The 18,917-nt window shown below is 59.2% G+C and carries 16 protein-coding genes; all 16 read right to left on the reverse strand.

Annotation, left to right across the window (positions count from 1 at the left end):
- Positions 1 to 72: 72 nt before the first annotated feature.
- The 16 genes from ACZZZU_RS20855 to rfaH all read right to left on the reverse strand — a co-directional run bounded on the left by ACZZZU_RS20855 (position 73) and on the right by rfaH (position 18,042).
- Complete coding sequence (locus tag ACZZZU_RS20855; RefSeq protein WP_122492597.1) at positions 73 to 1,482, reverse strand: mannose-1-phosphate guanylyltransferase/mannose-6-phosphate isomerase; 1,410 nt, start codon at positions 1,480 to 1,482, stop codon at positions 73 to 75.
- Positions 1,483 to 1,502: 20 nt separating this feature from the next.
- Positions 1,503 to 2,657 (reverse strand): glycosyltransferase, encoded by a 1,155-nt coding sequence (locus tag ACZZZU_RS20860; RefSeq protein WP_463551704.1) that lies wholly within the window; start codon positions 2,655 to 2,657, stop codon positions 1,503 to 1,505.
- Complete coding sequence (locus ACZZZU_RS20865; RefSeq protein WP_463551705.1) at positions 2,654 to 3,715, reverse strand: glycosyltransferase family 4 protein; 1,062 nt, start codon at positions 3,713 to 3,715, stop codon at positions 2,654 to 2,656. Before ACZZZU_RS20865 ends, ACZZZU_RS20860 begins: the two co-directional genes overlap by 4 nt.
- Before the next feature lie 59 nt (positions 3,716 to 3,774).
- On the reverse strand, positions 3,775 to 4,794 hold the full coding sequence (locus ACZZZU_RS20870) for a polysaccharide pyruvyl transferase family protein (RefSeq protein WP_463551706.1): 1,020 nt from the start codon (positions 4,792 to 4,794) through the stop codon (positions 3,775 to 3,777).
- 61 nt (positions 4,795 to 4,855) lie between these two features.
- A complete protein-coding gene (locus ACZZZU_RS20875; RefSeq protein WP_163016499.1) occupies positions 4,856 to 6,004 on the reverse strand; it encodes a glycosyltransferase family 4 protein in 1,149 nt (382 codons plus the stop codon).
- A gap of 201 nt (positions 6,005 to 6,205) precedes the next feature.
- Complete coding sequence (locus ACZZZU_RS20880) at positions 6,206 to 7,129, reverse strand: glycosyltransferase family 2 protein (protein ID WP_122492593.1); 924 nt, start codon at positions 7,127 to 7,129, stop codon at positions 6,206 to 6,208.
- An 11-nt stretch (positions 7,130 to 7,140) separates the two neighbouring features.
- Positions 7,141 to 8,406: an oligosaccharide flippase family protein gene (locus ACZZZU_RS20885; RefSeq protein ID WP_463551707.1), complete on the reverse strand. Its 1,266-nt coding sequence runs from the start codon at positions 8,404 to 8,406 to the stop codon at positions 7,141 to 7,143.
- Entirely contained in the window at positions 8,400 to 9,863 is a 1,464-nt protein-coding gene (locus ACZZZU_RS20890) for a hypothetical protein (protein ID WP_463551708.1), read from the reverse strand. The genes ACZZZU_RS20885 and ACZZZU_RS20890 overlap by 7 nt, the downstream gene beginning before the upstream one ends.
- Positions 9,864 to 9,959: 96 nt before the next feature.
- Positions 9,960 to 11,354 (reverse strand): undecaprenyl-phosphate glucose phosphotransferase, encoded by a 1,395-nt coding sequence (locus ACZZZU_RS20895; protein ID WP_122492590.1) that lies wholly within the window; start codon positions 11,352 to 11,354, stop codon positions 9,960 to 9,962.
- Positions 11,355 to 12,134: a hypothetical protein gene (locus ACZZZU_RS20900; RefSeq protein WP_463551709.1), complete on the reverse strand. Its 780-nt coding sequence runs from the start codon at positions 12,132 to 12,134 to the stop codon at positions 11,355 to 11,357.
- The gene (locus ACZZZU_RS20905; RefSeq protein ID WP_122492588.1) at positions 12,131 to 12,877 is read right to left on the reverse strand and encodes a CpsB/CapC family capsule biosynthesis tyrosine phosphatase; all 747 of its coding nucleotides are present in this window, start codon (positions 12,875 to 12,877) and stop codon (positions 12,131 to 12,133) included. The genes ACZZZU_RS20900 and ACZZZU_RS20905 overlap by 4 nt, the downstream gene beginning before the upstream one ends.
- 185 nt (positions 12,878 to 13,062) lie before the next feature.
- Positions 13,063 to 15,300 carry a polysaccharide biosynthesis tyrosine autokinase gene (locus tag ACZZZU_RS20910; RefSeq protein ID WP_122492587.1) on the reverse strand — a complete coding sequence of 746 codons (2,238 nt, stop codon included), beginning with the start codon at positions 15,298 to 15,300 and terminating at the stop codon, positions 13,063 to 13,065.
- On the reverse strand, positions 15,300 to 15,833 hold the full coding sequence (locus ACZZZU_RS20915; RefSeq protein WP_122492586.1) for a polysaccharide biosynthesis/export family protein: 534 nt from the start codon (positions 15,831 to 15,833) through the stop codon (positions 15,300 to 15,302). The genes ACZZZU_RS20910 and ACZZZU_RS20915 overlap by 1 nt, the downstream gene beginning before the upstream one ends.
- Positions 15,834 to 15,856: 23 nt before the next feature.
- Positions 15,857 to 17,017 carry an outer membrane beta-barrel protein gene (locus tag ACZZZU_RS20920; RefSeq protein ID WP_463382024.1) on the reverse strand — a complete coding sequence of 387 codons (1,161 nt, stop codon included), beginning with the start codon at positions 17,015 to 17,017 and terminating at the stop codon, positions 15,857 to 15,859.
- 113 nt (positions 17,018 to 17,130) lie between these two features.
- Entirely contained in the window at positions 17,131 to 17,331 is a 201-nt protein-coding gene (locus ACZZZU_RS20925; RefSeq protein ID WP_463551710.1) for a hypothetical protein, read from the reverse strand.
- Positions 17,332 to 17,538: 207 nt separating this feature from the next.
- On the reverse strand, positions 17,539 to 18,042 hold the full coding sequence (gene rfaH / locus ACZZZU_RS20930) for a transcription/translation regulatory transformer protein RfaH (protein WP_122492583.1): 504 nt from the start codon (positions 18,040 to 18,042) through the stop codon (positions 17,539 to 17,541).
- Positions 18,043 to 18,917: the final 875 nt, after the last annotated feature.

The raw sequence follows: 18,917 nt of genomic DNA on the forward strand, positions 1-18,917 counted from the left end.
TGCGGGAAGCAACGTGCGGGAGGCGCATCGCCGGTGCAGGGCACCGGCGTGGCTACGGGCAACCTGAAGGGATCAGGCGCGACCGTATTTGTCTTCGAACCGCACGATGTCGTCTTCGCCCAGATACGGACCGGACTGCACTTCGATCAGTTCAAGGGGAATTACACCGGGGTTCTCCAGGGCGTGAACCTGGCCAATCGGAATGTAGGTCGACTGGTTTTCAGTGACCAGGAAGGTGGTGTCGCCATTGGTAACTTTGGCGGTGCCGCTCACCACAATCCAGTGCTCGGCGCGGTGGTGGTGCATCTGCACCGAGAGCTTGGCGCCTGGCTTAACCGTGATGCGTTTGACCTGGTAGCGATGGCCGTCGTCGATGGAGTCGTACACACCCCACGGGCGATAAACCTCGCGGTGGTTGACGTGTTCGTTGCGGCCGCTCTCTTTGAGCTGCTCAACGATTTTCTTCACGTCTTGCACGTTGTTTTTGTGCGCCACCATGATCGCGTCTTTGGTTTCGACGATCACCAGGTCTTCCACGCCCACCAGCGTCACCAGACGGCTGCTGGCGTGCACATAGGTGTTGGTGCTGTTGTGGTGCAGCACGTCGCCTTTGAGCACGTTGCCGTGTGTGTCTTTCTCGCTCACATCCCACAGCGCCGACCACGAACCGATGTCGCTCCAGCCTGCATCCAGTGGCACGACCACGGCGTCGGCGGTTTTTTCCATGACCGCGTAGTCGATGGAGTCATCGGGGCACAGGGCGAATTCGGCTGCGTCCACGCGGGTGAAGTGCAGGTCCAGCTGGCCGCCGGCCAGGGATTTTTTGCAGGCTTCGAGAATGTCCGGTTGGAAGCGCTCGAGCTCTTGCAGGTAGCGGCTGGCGCGGAACAGGAACATGCCGCTGTTCCACAGGAAGTCGCCGCTCTTGAGGTAATCGGTGGCGGTAGCCAGGTCAGGTTTTTCCACGAACTGGCTGACGGCAAAACCGCCGTCGCCGGTGGCGGCGCCTTTCTCGATATAGCCGTAACCGGTTTCCGGGTGATCCGGCACGATGCCGAAGGTCACCAACTTGCCGGCTTCAGCCAGCGGCATGGCAGTGCGCACGGCGGCGTGGAAGGCGTCGACGTTTTTGATCAGGTGATCAGCTGCCAATACCAGCAGCAGCGGGTCTTGACCGTCGCTCACCGCTTGCAGGGCGGCCAGGGCAATGGCCGGCGCCGTGTTGCGGCCGACCGGTTCGAGCAGAATGTTGGATTTTTCCATGTCCAGCTGACGCAGTTGCTCAGCGGCGAGGAAGCGATGCTGCTCGTTGCAGATCAAGCGGGGCAGGGCAATATCCAGACCCTTGAGCCGCGAGATGGTGGCTTGCAGCATCGACAGCTGGGCGTCGGCCAGTTGCAGGAATTGTTTGGGGTTCAGTTGGCGCGACAGTGGCCACAGACGTGAGCCGGAACCGCCAGCCATGATGATAGGTAGAAGCATGGTAGACCTCCTTGTTGCGTTTATTCAGTAAGGGCTGGACGCGCAGTGGTGGTAAGGGTGCGTTGTACGGCGGGGCCGGAGCCCAGCAACGCGTCATCGACGAACGCTTGGATGCGCTGCTTGAAAATGCTCTTGTCGAAGGTGGCCGCGTGTTCATGCAGGGTCGCCGGGTCGAAGGTGACCGCGCCGCTTTCTACCTGCTGAATCGCTTGAATCAGAGACTCGACGGTTTGCTCCGGGAACAGAATGCCGGTCTTGCCGTGGATAACCGTTTCCAGGGCGCCACCTTTACCGTAGGCGATAACCGGGGCACCGGCGGCCATGGCTTCCACCGGCACGATGCCGAAGTCTTCCATGCCCGGGAACACCAGACCGCGGCAGCGTTGCAGCAGGTCTTTGATTTCCGCGAAGGGCTGGCGGCCCATGAGTTTCACGTTGGGTTTGGCGATGGTTTTCAGGCGCTCGAACAGCTCACCTTCGCCCACCACTACCAACGGCAAACCGAGCTGGTTGAAGGCTTCCACGGCCAGGTCGGCACGCTTGTAGGCAACCAGTTGGCCGAGGCAAAGATAGAAGTCGCCACGGGTTTCGTTCGGGCTGAATTCAGTAGTGTTTACCGGGGGGTAAATGACCTCGGCATCGCGGCGGTAAAACTTGCGAATGCGCTGGGCCACAAAGTTGGAGTTGGCGATGAACTGGTCGACGCGGTCCGCCGACAAGCGATCCCACACCCGCAACCAGTGCGACACGAACGGGAACAGCGTACGAATCAAACGACCGGCGCCCGACAGGTACTCGTGGTACATGTCCCACACATAGCGCATCGGCGAATGGCAGTAGCAGATGTGCACGGCGTCAGGGCGCGTGACCACGCCTTTGGCCGGGCCGGATTCACTGCTCAGAATCAGGTCGTATGCCGACAGGTCGAGCTGCTCCAGGGCCATCGGCATAAACGGCAGGTATTTCTGGTAGTGCTTCTTCGCACCGGGCAGGCGCGAAATAAACGTGGTGTTGATGGTGCCGGTGAAGGTGCTGGGCAAGGCTTTGCGCACCACGTCTTCGTTGCACACATGGATAAACAGGTCGGCGTGCGGGAACAACTCCACGAGTGCCGAACACACGGCTTCGCCGCCACGATTGCTGAGCCACCAGTAATGGATGATTGCGACTTTCATTGGAACTCCCGTATCACCTGTAGAAGGCGTGAGGCCGAGGCTGCCCAGCTGTAGCGCTGGATATTGGCGCGGCCCTTCTCGCGAAGGGACTGGGCCAGCTGCGGACTGGAAATAAGCACGTCCATTTGTTTGGCAATGTCGTTGACGTCATAAGGCGAGCAGTACAGCGCCGAGTCGCCGCACACTTCCGGCAGGCTCGCGGCGTTGGCCGCAATCACTGGGCAGTCGCAGGCTTGCGCTTCCAGCGGTGGCAGGCCGAAGCCCTCATAGAACGAGGGGTACACAAAGGCAGTTGCACCGCTGTACAAGCGCACCAGCTCCTCATCCGTAACGCGGCCGAGCAGCTTGATGCGGCTGTCGGTTTCGATCTTTTTCACCAACCCAGGGTCGGCGAAATTCTTGTTCAGTGAACCGACGATGTAGAGCTTATGGCTGCTCTGTTTCAGCAAGCTGAACGCATCGACCAGACCGTGGAAATTCTTCTGCGTATTGAGCGATGACACCGCCAGCAAATACGGCTCGGCCACGTCGTGCGGCTGCGGGCTGAATTCGCCGGAAACGGCGTTGGGCACCACCACCACACGCTCGGGCGCGATGTGGTAGACCGCGCAGATTTCCTGCTTGGAAAATTCGCTGACCGTCAGCACCTTTTTCGAGGTTCTGATGGTGCGTGGCGTGGCCAGCTGATACGCCGTACGGAACTTCCACGAGAAATTTTCCGGGAAGCGCTCGAAGGCGATGTCATGCAACGTCGAGAGTTTGTTGCTGTACAGCAAGGGCGCGGTGTTGGCCAAATTGACCAACAGCGGCGAGCCCTGGCTGCGCAAAAACTTCGGCAGGTCGAGCTGCTCCCAGGCGTGCCCGGTGCGGTTGCCGACCAACTCGACGCCCAGTGCTTGAGCGGCTTCGTGTTGAACGATATTGCGGGGTGCAACGAAGCGGATTTCCGGCATCTGCTCGCGCAATTGCAAGCTGACTTCCAGGGAATACCGTTGCACGCCGGTCATGGCTTGCGTGAGGAATCGCGCATTTACGTAGATCAAACTGGAACGCCCCATTTAATGCGCGAAAGGTCGAGGTTGTGTGAGAGCGAAAAGGCCATAACTGGTTCAGTCTTTTATAGCGTTGCGACTGAATTTTCGGCGCGGTTCGACAGGTTGCTGGTGATTTGCGCCAGACCGTCGCGTGAAGTCGCCGTGAGGTTTTCCTTGCGCGCCGAGGTGTAGCCAAAAAACTCGGCGAAATACTGCAGCTTCTTGCTCGAGGCTTCGGTGTAGTAAACCGTGGCGCCATTGAGCGAGGCGAGGATCAAACCGTGCAGCCGCGCGGTAATGACCCACGAGGCTTCGCGGTAGGCGGGCAGCAATCCGTCGCTCAGGTCGCTGATCGGCAGAATGTCGATGGGCACATCAATTTTACCGTCCAGGTACGCCTTGATTTCACGGCAGGCCTGCTGGTCAAAGTCGTCACGAATGTCGTGGGGCACCAATGTCACGCGCTTCAGACCCTGGTGCTTCAAGGTATTGAGCACCTGCAGAATTTCGTCGTGATCGACGCTCCGGTTTTCGCTTTTATCCACGGCCGGCGCGACCAGGCAGACGCCGGTGGAGGGCAGGCTTTCAATCGGACCGCCGATAAAGGCCATGTCGCCGCCCAGGTGAATTTTGCCCGTGCTGGCTGGCGCCAGATCGCGCAGCACCTGTTCGGATACCGGGTCACGCACATAGGCCACCGTAGCCAGGCGCAGCATGGCGCGGTACAGCTTGGCCCGCAGCGTGTGCTGCACCTTGCTGACGCCGACGCCCGCGATTACCGCGCGGTGACCAAACAGGCGACTGAAGAAGAACGCCAGCGTGATGAAGCCCAGCCAGAACGTCGACACCTGCTCGCGCACCATGTGCCCGCCGCCGAAGATCAAGTGCGCCCGCATGCACAGCAGCAGCGCTTTGATCGGTTGGTTGCGGATGGGCACGATGTCGATGCCCAGCTTGGCAAAGTCGTCGCGCAGCTCAACGTGCGCTTCTTCCCATGGGCAAACCACAACCTTGTGGCCCTTGCTTTGAAAGTGTTTGGCTTCGCGCAGGGCAATCAGCGCATCGCCGAGGTTGATCAAATGACCGGAAAAAATAATCACCATATACGTGTATCGCTCTGCAAAGGGAGGTGACCTGAGGCTCGATAAAAAAGGAAAAACGCGATCAGTTTTTCTTCTCCGTGAGGAAGTCACTCATCCGTTGCGCCGAGTTGGCCCAGGTGAAAATTTCACCGTTGGCGCTCTGTCGTTCTTCGACCGACACGTGGGGCATTTCCAGCAGTGCTTTTTCGATTTCGCCGAGCACCGGATTGACCACTTCGCCTTGACCGTCGGCCGCCTCTTTGAGTTCGGGAATATCGGAGACGATGACCGGCGTACCCACGGCGCGCGCTTCGAGCACCGGCATACCGAACCCTTCATACAGCGAAGGCATGACCAACACGTCGGCCAGGGCAAACACAGCGGGCATCAACTCGTCCGGCACGTAGCCGGGAAGTACGATGCCAAGCGAGGTGTGATCCTCGATTTTTTGCGCAAGTTCTTTGTTCTGCCAGCCCTTGGCACCGACCAGTACCAACTTGTGTTCTGCCAGTGCGCCGCTCTGTTTCAGCTTGACGAAGGCTTCGACCAACATGCCGATGTTCTTACGCGGCTCCAGCGTGGAGACGGCCAGCACGTAAGGCGGAACAATGCCCAAGGCTTGCAGCGCGGGGAGGGCGTGTTCGCGGTCGGCGGCGTTGATGGGGTGGAAGTCGGCCCGCACGCCTGGGTGAATCACCAGGTCAGCGGCGCGACCTACCCATTTCAACAAACGATCCGAAGTGCCCTGCGAGTTGGTGAAAATCGCATCGGCGCTGCGCACATCGCGGTCGAACCAGAGCATGTGCGACAGGCGCGTGGCCCATTCCATGGTCTTGGGCACCAGGCGGTGGTTGAGGTCGTGCACGGTCACCACCGTACGGCGTGCCACGTGGGTGCCGGGGTGAATGGTGCGCCCGGCCCAGAACACGTCGAGGTTGTCGCGGCGGGCCATTTGCGCACCGCGCGTTTTCAACCACAGAAACGAAGGAAGCTTGCGCGCCAGCGGGTGGCTTTCCTGTCGAATCACCCAGCGCTCGGAAGGCACTGCCACCTTGTCCGCAGGAAGCCGGGTGTACACAAAAAACAGCGCGTTGGGCAGCAGGCGATCGAGCTCTTTGCAGAGATTGAACACATATTGACCGACACCGGACAGCGGTTTGCGCAACGCATCCCCGTCTATCCCTATTTTGCTCGCAGGTTGTGGCAGGTACGTCACTGCTGCGGTCGCCATGTAAATCTCCTTGTATTCCCACACACCGACCGACATCACATGCCGGCCAGTACTGCTTACCGATACCGAAAATAAGACCCGTGCTTGTGACGCAGGCCTTGCGTAGACCGCCAGCTAAAAACGCAGCGCAAAGGGGCCCCGATGCATGTCGATACGCAACGGGCTAACGCGTTGGTTTTTGTTGTTATACGCGCGCGCTGGTTACTGCTTTAAGTCCAGGACGTGCAGAGGATTGAGCTTGCCGGTGATCAGATCGCTGAAGGCGCGAAAGTTCCCACGTAGACGGCCCGGGAAGTCTTTTATGCGAACCATGAACAGGGTTTTCGCAATGTTTGCGAGCAGGTTCTTGGACATGAGTTTGGCGGCGGTGCGCCAGGTCATGGTGCCCTTGCGAGCGAGGAAAATCGGGTTGGCGATTTGCGAGTAACCGAAGCGCACGCCGCTGGTACGGCCCGAGCTCACGCCCAGGTGAACGCCGCGGCAACTTGGCTCCAACACCACGCGGCCGTATTGGCGCGTGCGGCTGGAGTAGTCAAAGTCTTCCTGCCAGCCGTACATAGGCAGGTTTTCGTCGAAGCGCAGCGTGGTGGCCACGGTGCCGAGGTAGGCCATGTTGCAGCCGTAGAGGCCGCTGAGGTCTTTCTGTTTCGAGGAGCTCGACCAGTGATTTTCAGCCGGCTTCTGGCCGCTGATGTAGGCGGCGGCATCGGCTTCGGACACACCGAATTCGCTGTTCACGCCGTCGGCCAACACGTTGCCGGTGACGCCCATGATCTGGCGATCCAGCAACATGGCCTTGCCAGCGCTTTCCAGCCAGTTGGGCGCTGGGCGGAAGTCGTCGTCGTAGAAGGTGACGAACCATTCACTGCCGGGTAGATCGGCTACCAGGGGCGCGAGTGCATCGAGCCCGGCGTTGCGTTGAATCGTAAGGCCAGCGCGCGACAGCAAAATGCTGCCTTGGCCGCTGGTGACCAGGGGATGAGCTTCCAATCCTTCAACGTCTTTAGCTTCACTGCCCACTAACACCACATGCGCTGGTTTCTCGGTCTGACGCTCGAGGTAGTCGAGCAGAACGTAAGTCTCTTTGGCGCGCCCTTTCGTGGCGATTACGACGAATGCCTTCATTGGAAAATCCATCATTTTTTAACGTTGAAGATACGAGCCAGAATGCCCATTTTCCAGCAGTAGTAAGTCAGGCTGATCAGCACAATCGACTCACCTACGAGACGGGCCACAGCCATGCCCATCCCCCCAAAATGCATACCGAGCGGCACCGCGATCAACAGGCTGATCGCCGCACCGGCCAGCACCACTTTTGCCAACACGCTTTCCTTGTGCTGCGGGATCAGCACATAGCTGGCGAGTACCAGATTGCAGCCACTGATGGGGAAGAGCACAGCCATCAGTTGCAGCACCGGCACGCTGTTTTCAAAACCAGGACCGAAGATGATTGGCACCACCCACGGACCCAATACCAGGCTGCATCCCAGACCGGCGAGGCCGATGCCGAGAATCAGCAGAAACGCTTTACGGATCAGGGCGTGGGCGCCGTCGATGTCCTTGACGAACAGGGCGGTGATCTTCGGTACGAAGATCTGCCCGGCTGGGCCCATCACGCTCAAACCCACGGCAATCAATCGTTCCGCCGCGCCGAACGAGCCGACCTCGGCGGAGGTGGACAAAATACTCAGCAGGTAGGTGGACGAGGCCACCAACAACGCCGAGGTGCCGGTGTACAAGAACACCGTGCTCGACTGGCGAATCAACTGCACGCCTTGCTTGATACCCAAAGTGGCGCCGGTCATTTCCTTGCGCACTTGCCAGTAGGCAAAGCCCGAGGCCACAACCCCGGAGCAGAGCAGCGAGAGCAGCACCAGGCCGCTGTCGTCTTCGTCGCGAACCAAGGCGAAAATCAATACCAGGCTGACCGCGAAGCCGAGCACTTCCAGTTTCACAGCAGCCCGTGGACGATGGCTGCCGACGAAATACCAGCCCAGGTTGAACGCCGAAACGATGCCCAGAGTGACGGCCGCTGCACCCGCAATCGGATGCGCTGCCAGTACCGGCGAGAGCATGATCGCGGCGGCGCCGCCGAGTATCGCGGCCACCGTGAGCAGCAGACGGGCGCTGAGGTGATGGCCCATCAACACGCCGAAGCGGTCGGGCGTGGCCGTGGCCATTTCGCGCATGCCGATGGTGGCAAAGCCCCACTCGACAAAACGCCAGGCAATGGTCATCAACGACATCGCCGCCAGCACCACGCCATAGCCTTCCACGCCCAGCACGCGACCGTAGAACGGGATCAGCAACAGCAAGTAGAGGTAACGCAGGGTGTAAGCCAAATACACAAAGAAAAAATCAGCGCGGGACTTGTTAGCGCTCGCGTCCTTGGACTTCACCATCGTGGTAACTCACCCGCCTGAGGATTGCCGGTCAAAGGCCGCCACGGGCCTTGCCCAAATGCCGGGGTCGGCACGGGTTGTTTGCGCGAACCGAGCGCCACGGCCAAGGCCGTGGCATACAGGAATGCGTTGTAGTTGTTGAAGTCTGGCGTGGTGCCGATCAACAGACTGACGATGAATGTTGGGATGTAGGCATAACGCACACCGTTGAGAATCGACTGGCTGTTAACCGCCTCGGGGCCGGCCGGAATCTTGCGGCGCATGGATTGCCACACGAACGCGAAGTACAGGAAACCGCCAATCAAGCCGCTGTTGCTGAACACCGCTGCGGCGAAGTTCGAGGTGCGGGTGGCGCCGATACCAACGCCGACGCCCCAGGTGTCCCACAGCGCTTGCCAGCCGACGGCGGTCCACATGCTGCGTTCTTCATAGGAGCTGGTCTTGGATTTGTTCAAGACCATTTCGTTGACCTTTTCCACGATCGGGTCGAGCAGGGCAGGGGCGAACAGCACCACCAAGCCCACCAGAATGATCGCGCTCCACACCGTCCAGAACTCCACGCCCAAGCCTTTGCCCGGATTGCGTGAGCTTTTACGCACCGTCCATTCCAGAGCGGCAGCGAGGAAGAACACCACCAGGCCGACATACGCCGCCGAGGAGGTCGACAACCAGATCATGCCGATCAGGCCGATGATCAAAATCGGCGCCCCGGTTTCACGCAGCCAGCGGTCGCGAATACCGTGGCGGAAGAAATAAATCAGACCCAGGAAGGTGATGCACAGAAAGCCATACGCCGACGCTTCAGGCATCAGCCCCACCACGCGTTTGCCGCCCAGAATTTCCACTTCGGTCATCAGTGCATAGGTAGCGGTACGAAACGGCGCCAGCACGGCGTCGAGCGGCACGAACTGGCTGGCGAAGTCGAGCAACCCGGTGAACAGCGCCAGGGCACCACCCAGGCAGATCGCCTTGAGCGCTTGCTGGCGAATGTTCGCGTCGCGCATCAAGCGGGTGAAGGCGAATACCGCAAATACCGAGATGGTCAGGTAGGCCATCTGCGAGAAGTTTTGCGTGGAAGGACGCAGCGGTTCGCCGAAGGTCGACAGCTCCAGGCGCACGGGAATGATGGTGACTTCGTTCATGAACAAGCGCGGCATGAACACGGTGACGAACAGCGCCACCACCCAATACAGAAACAGCAGCAATAGGCGTTTAGGCGTCAGCGCAGCGCTGACGAAAAATTCCACGCCCGGACGGCTGCACAGGGTGCGCGCCACAATCAGCAACACCACGATCGGCGTTGGCGTCAGGGTCAGGCCGCCGGTGAGGGCAGAGGGAATGACGGCAAAGGCGCCAAAAGAGAACGAGCCGAAAAAAAGGTACAGCAGAGCATGGGGCTTGCCGAACAGGCTGAGGAGTACGAAACCCCAGAATAAGGCGATTGGAATGGCTTCCATGGTTCGGATCGGTGCTCTGACAGTTAAGTGAAAGGGTGACGAATAAAAAGTGCAGCGGCCCAAAAAAGCCCCGTGGCGAGCACGGGGCTGATCGGCTTAGTAAATGTTTTTCGACAACAGGGTGAACGGCGTTTTGATCAGGATTTTCACGTCCAACCACAGCGACCATTGGTTGATGTAGTTGAGGTCCTGGTTAACCCGCTGCTGCATCTTGTCGATGGTTTCGGTTTCGCCACGGTGACCGGTGATCTGCGCCAGACCGGTGATGCCCGGTTTGATGCGGTGACGGGCCATGTACGCGCGGATCTTGTCGGTGTAGTAGATGTTGTGAGTGACAGCGTGCGGACGTGGGCCCACCAGCGCCATTTCACCAAACACCACGTTGAACAATTGCGGCAATTCGTCCAGCGAGGTACGGCGAATGAAACGGCCAACCGGGGTGATGCGGTCGTCGTTGCGCGTGGCTTGTTTCACCACGGTCTCGGGTGCGTGAACCCGCATCGAGCGGAATTTCCACACCTTGATCACTTCACCGTTCCAGCCATGGCGTTCCTGCTTGAACAGGATCGGACCAGGGGAGGAGCGACGCACCGCAATGGCGATACCAATCAACACCGGGCTCAGCAACAGCAGGGCGATGGCCGCCAGGGTGCGCTCCATGGCTTCCTTGGCAAACAGGGCCGCCGGGTGCGAACTGATCGGGCTTTCGTTGAGGTAGATGGCCGGCATGTGTTCGATTTCGGAGATCGACTGGTTAAGCAACAGCATCGAGCCGAAGTCGGGAATCCACACCACGTCCACGCTCATGTCGAGCAGGTCGATGTAGATGTTCTCGATGTGCTGCACTTCGCCCAGCGGCACGGCGATGTAAACGCGGCGGATGTTCTCGCGCTCGATCACATCACGCAGTTCGTTGAGGTTGCCCAGAATCGGCAGGTCGCAGTTGTCGTCGGCCTTGCTCTTTTCCGTAGCGATCATGCCAATCAACGGCACGCGGCTTGGGTGGCTGAGTTTTTCGGCGAGGTCTTTGGCCAGCGTACCGGTGCCGACGATGACCGAACGACGATCCTTGCGCAGTTTGCGCGAGTGCAGACGGGTGATCATGCGCAGTGGGATATAGCTGAGCACCTGGACAGTGAAGCCAAGAATCGCCCAGCTGAATACCACTTCACGCGAGTACACGCCGGTGGTCTGAGTAGCAAACGCGATGGTCATCAACGCGCCCAGCAACAAGCACCAGCCGGCCAGCAAACGGCCCATGCCCGAAAGCAGGCGATGGCGTTTGTGGTAGACCTGCAAAGCGGCATAGCAGGGCACCGAGCCGAGAATGGTGAGAATGCCGAGAACCCGGTATTCACTCGGAATCGAGCCGAATTTCATCACCACCAGAGCGGTGAGTACCAGGTTGGCAAGGAACATGGCAGTGACCCATTGACCCCAAAAGGTCAGGCCACGACGATTCGCCATGAGGTTGCTGTGTTGGGAAGTCATTTATTGGTTACCTCCACGCGTGCAGTAGTTTCGGGCCCCGTTGCTATCGCCAACGCTCGTGCAGAGCGTTTGTTCCAGGCCGTTGGCCTGGGCGATGGCGAACAGGGAGTTCGCAGCTTGTTTCGTGCTATCCATGGCTTGGCGTGCAGAAGTGACAGCATCGACGCGTTGTTGGTGATTCAGCAGTGGCCACGCGCGTAGGCCAATGCTTGCAAGTTCCAACTGAACATCGGGCCGAGACGGGCCCCACTCGTTTGCTTGCTTGAGTGCCTGGGCGAATTCGTTGTCGACTTCCCCCAGGGCGTATTTGCTTTGGGCCAGGTGCGCCCAGGTGGTCGGCCAGGTCGGCCGTGCCCGCGCCGAGTGGCGATAGGCAGCAGCCGCCAGCAGGCGCGATTCGCGAGCGCTGTCGGCGCCAACGGGTTGATCGAAGGCGCGCCAGCTGTACACCTGGCCCAGTTGTTCGAGGTACGTGCCGCTTGCGACCGGGTACCAGGTGTTTGCCAATTGAGCGGCGCGCAGGGCGTGCTGCCATTTGATTTCAGCGGGTACCTGGCCGTTGGCTTGCCAACGTAGCAATGTGGTTTCAGTGCGGTAGCTGGCCAACCCGGCCACGGCCATTTGTGCCGCCGGCACCAAGGCCACCAACGAACCCACCAGGCACACACCGGTCAGCGCGCGATACAGCGGCGACTGCGGCTTGGGCGGCTGGCGGTTGCCACGGCGCTCGGTGCGCGGCGGCTGTTGCGGCGATGGCTGTTGTAGCGGTGTATCGGTCATGCGGCACTCGCGGCGGCAAAATGGCTTCGGGCAATACGCCACGGGTTGTCGTCTACCAACAGGCGCGCGGCTGATTCGCCGATTAATTCAGCGGCGTGTTCAAGGCCGGGGCGCAGGTCTGGTGGACGGTGTTTCATGTTGTGCGCATCGCTGGCGAGTACGGTGACCTGGCCTTCCAGAAGGAAGCGTTCGGCCAGTTCCTGGGCCGGATTACCGAAGTAACCGGCGACTGCCCCAGCGGTGACCTGCAACAGACAGCCTTGGGCCAGAAAGGGTTCGATTCGTTTGTGATTACCAGCGCCCATTAATTCCTTGTTGCGTTCGGGGTGAGCAATCAGCGGTTGAATATTGTTCTTCAGCATCCAGCCAGTGAGCTTTTCAGCCTGGCGCGGAATCTCGCTGTGGGGGAATTCAAGCAACAACACCTGGCGCCCATTCCATTCGCCGAGGAAGGGCAGTTGGCCCTTCATGGCCAGGGTCAGCAGGTCTGAATCAAAACGTGCTTCGGCCGCTGCACTCACTTGCAAAGGAATACCGGCACGGGCCAACGCCTGGGCGAATTGCGACACCGCACCGCGAATGCTGGCTTTGGTGTTGTGGTAACGGCCCGGATGCAGGTGCGGCGTGCAAACCATGTGGGTGGTTCCGCAGGCGACCGCATGCGCAGCCATTTCCAATGCCTGGTCCATGGTTTCGGCACCGTCATCGATGCCAGGTAACAAATGTGAGTGCAGGTCGATCATGTTGCCTCCGGGCGTAGCTCACGCAGGTCGTGACCCCATTTACAACGGTCACCACCAGGCAGAGAACGGCGGATTTAAAGGGGTGGAACGGTAATCCATGACCGGCGTCTGGCGCCGGTTCGGATTAATGACGAGTGGCCAACAGGGCGCCACTCAAACAGCCGCAGGAGCGCTGCAGGGCAGCGCTAGGCTTTCGGCGTTTCGCCGTAGTTTTCGTAATAGCTGGCATAGCTGTAGCCGTATTTCGAGGTCTTGCTCAGGTCCACTTGGTTCAGCACCACACCGGTCACCGGCGCGTTGTTTTGCAGCAACTGGCCCATGCCTTTTTGCACCATCGGAATCGAGGTGTGCTCGGCGCGAACCACATAGATCAGCGCGTCGCAGGTGGTGGCCAACAGCTTCGAGTCACTCACCGCCATGGTCGGTGGCGAGTCGATGATGATGCGCTGGTAGCGGGTTTTCAGCAGTTCCAGAATGTTGGTCAGACGTGCCGACGACAACAGTTCCTGCGGGTTCGGCGGCACCATGCCGGCTGGCATCATGTCGACGTTGCCCACGGTGCGAATGCATTCATCGAGCTTGGCGGTACCGGCAATCAGGTTGGCCAGGCCAGGCGTGCCGACCGGGAAGTCGAAGTTGCGAGCCATGGTTGGGCGGCGCAAGTCGGCGTCGATCAGCAGCACTTTTTCGATGTGGGCAACCGAGAAGGCCAGGTTGCTGGCAATCGAGCTCTTGCCCTCGCCCGGTACGGAGGAGGTGACCAGTACGATTTTGCGCGGGCTGTCGAGGTCGGTAAGTACCAGGCTGGTCCGCAGCGTTCGTATCGACTCGCTGAAGGCCTTGTTCTCGTTCTGCTCGAACAGATGCGCGACCTGATGACGGTTCTTCTTCGGCACCAATGGCACCACACCCAGAACCGGCACGTTGAGTTTGCTTTCGACGTCTTCGGTGCTCTTGAAGCTGTTGTTCATGGCTTCGAACAGCAAGGTCAGACCGATGCCCAGCACCGCCGCCAACACCGCTGCAATCGAAACGATCAACGGCTTACGTGGCTTGCTGGCCTTGGTCGGCACGATGGCGCGGTCAACGATACGGGCGTTGGCCGAGTTCATGTCCGAGGTCGCCGCGGTTTCTTTCAAGCGGGTGAGGAAGGTCTCGTACAGCGAACGGTTGGTGTCCACTTCACGTTGCAGTTCACGCAGCTTGAACTCCTTGCGGGAGATGTCCTGAATCTGTGCCTTGTTGTTGTTGAACGAGGAGCGCAGCGAGTTCTCGTTGGCCTGGGCCAGTTGGTAGTTGCGCTCGATACCAGCGACCACCAATTGCACCTGCGCTTGCAGACTGGCGGTAGCGGCCGACAACTCGGAACGGGCACCGACCATCGCCGGGTGCTTGTCGCCATAACGGCGCGACATTTCCTCAACCTTGGCTTGGGCGCGGGCCACGTCGGCTTTGAATTGCTGAATTAGCGGGTGGCCGAGAACGGCAGGCACGCTGGCCAGACGTTCCAGGTCGCCGGTGGTGCTCATTTTCTGCACCTGACGGTACTGACTTTCGGCTTCGGCGCGAGCGCGGCGGGCATCGATCATGCGGTTGCCGGTCATCGACAGCTCATTGGCGCTGATGGTGGCCACACCGTCTACGTCAACCAGGCCTTCTTGTTCGCGGTACGCCTGCAGTTTGTCCTCAGCGGTTTTCAACTTGCTGCGCAGTTCTTCCAGGCGCGAGTTCATCCAGTTGGTGGTGGCCAGCGAGGTTTCTAGGCTGGCGTCCAATTGGCTGTCGATAAAGCCTTCGGCCACGGCGTTGGCAATTTTCGCTGCCAGTTCAGGGTTCGGCAGTTCAACGCCGATAGCCATCAACTTGCTCTTGCCGAGTAGGGCAGGTTCGATTTCGTCGCGCAGGCGCTGGGTGACGATGTCGAACACTTGCTCTTCAGTCGGGCCGGCATTCGGATCTTCTTCGGGCAGCAAGCCAGGAATCAGTTCGCCGACGCCCAGCTTGGCCAGAATGGCGCGTGGGGCAAAGGCCGATTCGGCGTGCTGACGCGGGTCGAACATCGGCTCGTCAGTCAGATTCAGCTTGCGCACCACACGCTCGGCCAAGCCGCGCGATTGCAGCAGCGCCAACTGGGTTTGCAGGTATTCGCTGCCGCTGTCGGACGGGTCGAGAATTTGCTGGAACGACAACACCGGCGCGTGCTTGTCCTCGATCAGCAGAATCGAGTTGGCGCGGTATTGAGGCGTCAGGTTGAGCACCGCGACCACAGCCAACATGGTGACGATGACAATCAAGGCCAGGATGTTCCACTTGCCCTGCCAGAGGGTTTCGCCGAGTTTTTTCAGGTCGATGACATCTTCGTCTTCGTGGTGATTACGAAACGGCAAGACGCGCTCTGGGGTGATGCGCTGCAGATCATTCATCAGAAAAAACCTTGCTCGATGGTGATGGTGTCGCCAGGAAGAATGGCGGTTTCGAGGGTGGCTTTTTCGCCCTGACGTGTTTCACCGGTGCCGCGCACGATGGTCACGCGCTTGGTCGAAGCACGCTCCGTCAGGCCGCCGGCAAGGGCAATGGCACGTTGCAGGGTGAGGCCCGGCTGATACGGATAACCGCCAGGCTTTTGCACTTCGCCGCTGATGTAGAACTCACGGTACGTCACGACTGCGACGGTCACGCGTGGGTCTTTCAGATAGCCTTCTTTGAGTTTGTTGGCGATCAGGTCTTCGATCTGGTTAGGCGTCTTGCCGCGTGCGTCGATCTGGCCTACGAACGGGTAGGTGAACGTGCCCGCATCGTTCAGACGGATTTCTTCAAAACTCAGGTCCGGCTCGCCGTAAACCTGAATGCGCACAACGTCACCCGAGGCGAGCTGGTATTGCCCGCCACTTGTTTCGGCTACGGCCAGTTGGCAGAAGACCAGGGTAATCAGCGAGAGAAAAAGTCTGCGAATCATAGATAGGCTCAAGGTGGTATGGCTCAAAGGCTGCCGGTCAGGCTGACCATGTACACGTTGCGTTTGAAGCTTTGTTCAGCCGCGTCGGAATCGTTGTCGCGGTGGCTATAGCCAACGCCGATATCCAGCCAGCGGCGCATCTTGTAGTTGAGGTTGAAACCGATCACTTGCAGGTCATCGGAGCGGTCCTGACCTTCGTAGTCTTTGGTGCCGAACTCGTACTGCACAGTGGAGGTGATGCGCTCGGTCCAACCATGCGCCCAGGCCAGCGAGGTGCTGGTGTTCTTGATTGCGTCGGAACCGTCGTCACCTTCGTCGAAGGCGCGGCGAGTGGTCAGGCTGAAGGTGGAGTAGGTGCGTGGGCTCCAGTCGACGCCGATTTCCCACATAGGGCTGGTCAGGTCGTCGCGGCTGCTGTCATCGAAGTTTTTCTTCTCATAACCCACACGCATTTTGCCGGTGGTTTTCGCCGTGGCTTCCCAGACCCCACCGACCAGTACGGCGTCGTTGGTGCTGTTGCGCGGGCTGTTCTTTTGTACGTAGTCGTAGTCGTAGTGGCGATATTCAACCAACGAGTTGGTCGAGCCGCCGAGGCGGTGGTACCACACGGTGTTGAACGCCGTGGTGTCGCGCTCTTCATCGGCGTTGATGTCGCCGCTGTTGTCGTAACGCAGCTCTTCGTAGTTGGCACCGAAGTCGAGGCGGTTATCGGCGGTTTTGGCGCCGAAGGTGTACAGGCCTCCAACATGCGTGGAGTGGTACTTGTCGTTTTCATCGGCGACGGCGGTGTCACCGGTTTCCTCGATTTTGTCGTACCCGGCTTCCAGCTTCAGGCGATGGCTGGAAGTGAACTCCATGATGCTTTCGAGCAGCACCTTGTGGTCGGTGTTACTGGCATCGGAGGCGTCGTGGTAAATGTCGCTGTCGGCTTCGTAGGTCAGGCGGTACGCGCTGTTGCGGTCTTCAGCCAGCAACTCGAAAGCCGGTTTGATAGTGGTGATCCACGACGATTCTTCGTGATGTTCGAGCTCGCGGAAGTTGTCGTCGTAGCTTTCTTTCATCGTCAGGGTCGGGGTGAACTGCAGGCCGAATACGTCGACACTCTGCGGTTCCAATGCCCAAGCCGAGGCGGGAATTACGGTTGGGGCTGCAAGCGTAATGGCGAGCCGACGGATCGATTTCATGCGAAGTCCTTGCTTGTTCATGCCTGCGGCAGGGCGCGCGTCAGGGGTAAGCGGGTGAGCTGTGCCGCTTCGCTTAGTGCGCGGCGATAGCAAATGGTTTCATCAACATTTGCTCAGCTCGGACTTGCGGTTTTCGCTGTGCTGCCGGTGCCTGCGTTGCCACCGCTTGGCGCGCCTGTTGCGCCGTCATTAGCGCTGGAATTGGTGTCCTCGGCGGCAATCAAAACTGCGGACGAGCGCACAGTTTCGGCGGCGTTCGCAACGCCAGCAGTCAGGGCGAGCAACATAAGGGCACAGGCAGAAATGGCACGCATGAAGTAGTCCTTTGTAACGGGCTGGCAAAGGTCGCCAGCGGGATGAAAGTGATCGTTTTTCCACGCTACCGCCCCAAGGTTGCACGTATGGTCCTTGATAACGCGGCTAGCTGATGTGATTAAAACTGCTCGAGCACTACGGGTGGCCGGCCACATCGATGGCCGGTTCAGCTGGAGCATTTAGTACGACGGTTATTGCCGGCCTCTCTACGCGCTCTTGATATGACTCAAGGGCACGCGAACGGGCTGTTCACGACTCAACAACTGCAACAGGATCATCACGCGTTCCGTGCCATCCATCGCCAGGAAGACTCCTTCCAGCGTGCTCAATGGCCCTTGGATGATTTGCAACTTGTCGCCCGGCTGGAACAGCTGGCTGGGCATTTCCCCCGAACAGCGCGCACGCAAATGCTCAATGACCTGATCGGTCACCGAGGCGGGGCCGTGGTTGAAATTAACGATGCGACTGACTCCGCGCGTGGAGCGCAGCGCAGACCAGTTGTCCTCATGGCTCAACTGGATGAATAGGTAGCCGGGGAACAGTGACTCAAGCACATCCTGGCGCTTGCCACGCAGCACGCGTTGGGTCACCCACTGCGGCCGGAAGGTCACGTAATTCTGCCGAAGCAAATTCTCCTCAGCGCGACTGTCTTGGCGCGCCTTGCATTGCAAGAGGTACCAGGCCGGCTGGGTGGTGCTAAGTCTTTCCATAGACCGTTCACTCCACTTCGCGAGATCAAGCTGGCTGATAAAACTGGAGTCGTGTGTGGAATCACCACGCACTCGAACCAGGCCCTAATTCACACGAAGCACGAAATATGCCATCACACTACGTTCATGGTATCGACACTATGTGTCGCTTTCATGGCGCTCCGGGTTAGCGGAGATTTCTAGCTGATTTTCTTAGGTTTATTTTCTCTCAAAAGTTCAGAAAATATTTACCCTCGGCTAGCGGGGCGCGGAGCATAAGCCGTCTGCATCGACAGTAGCAACCTGCCATCTCGCTGTCTTAAGTCCCTTACACCTAGCGGAATTCGCCATTTTCCGCGTCGGAAATGTCCCTCTGAGCCCGTGCCGCGTCAGCGTTAGACTCGACTTTCGTTGGATTGATTTTTTCGTCTTTGTTCCCGGCATATGACAGCCGGTCGTCCGATCAACGGTCGATTTATGACGGCGAAGTCACCGCTCCAGGCCGCACGGGCTCAGCCCCTGCTTGAATTCCTGCACCCTTGCTGTGCAGTAAAAGGGTCGGCTGCTACTAAACGATGACAAGACGGACGGTTTGCGACGGCTGGCACGTTTTTAGGTGGCATATCGGCCGGGCGAGGCGTTGATTACGCCGAATTAAGTGCTGGGCGCGGCGCAGGTTGCTGTAGTGCTGTTTGCTCAGCAACAGGCAAGGGCCGTTCTTAAGGCGTTGCGGAGCATTCGCCGGGCGCAACCACACGCCCACTTTTAGCCCGAGCGAGCGCTCGGTTTATTCCAGCCCGGGCGCCGAGTAAGCCATTCGCCAGCGCGCTATAGCGAAAGGCTTACAAGAAGCGGCTCCGATATCGCCTTTTATATATGTAGGAGATTTCTTAATC

Source organism: Pseudomonas sp. AC136 (assembly GCF_979258585.1).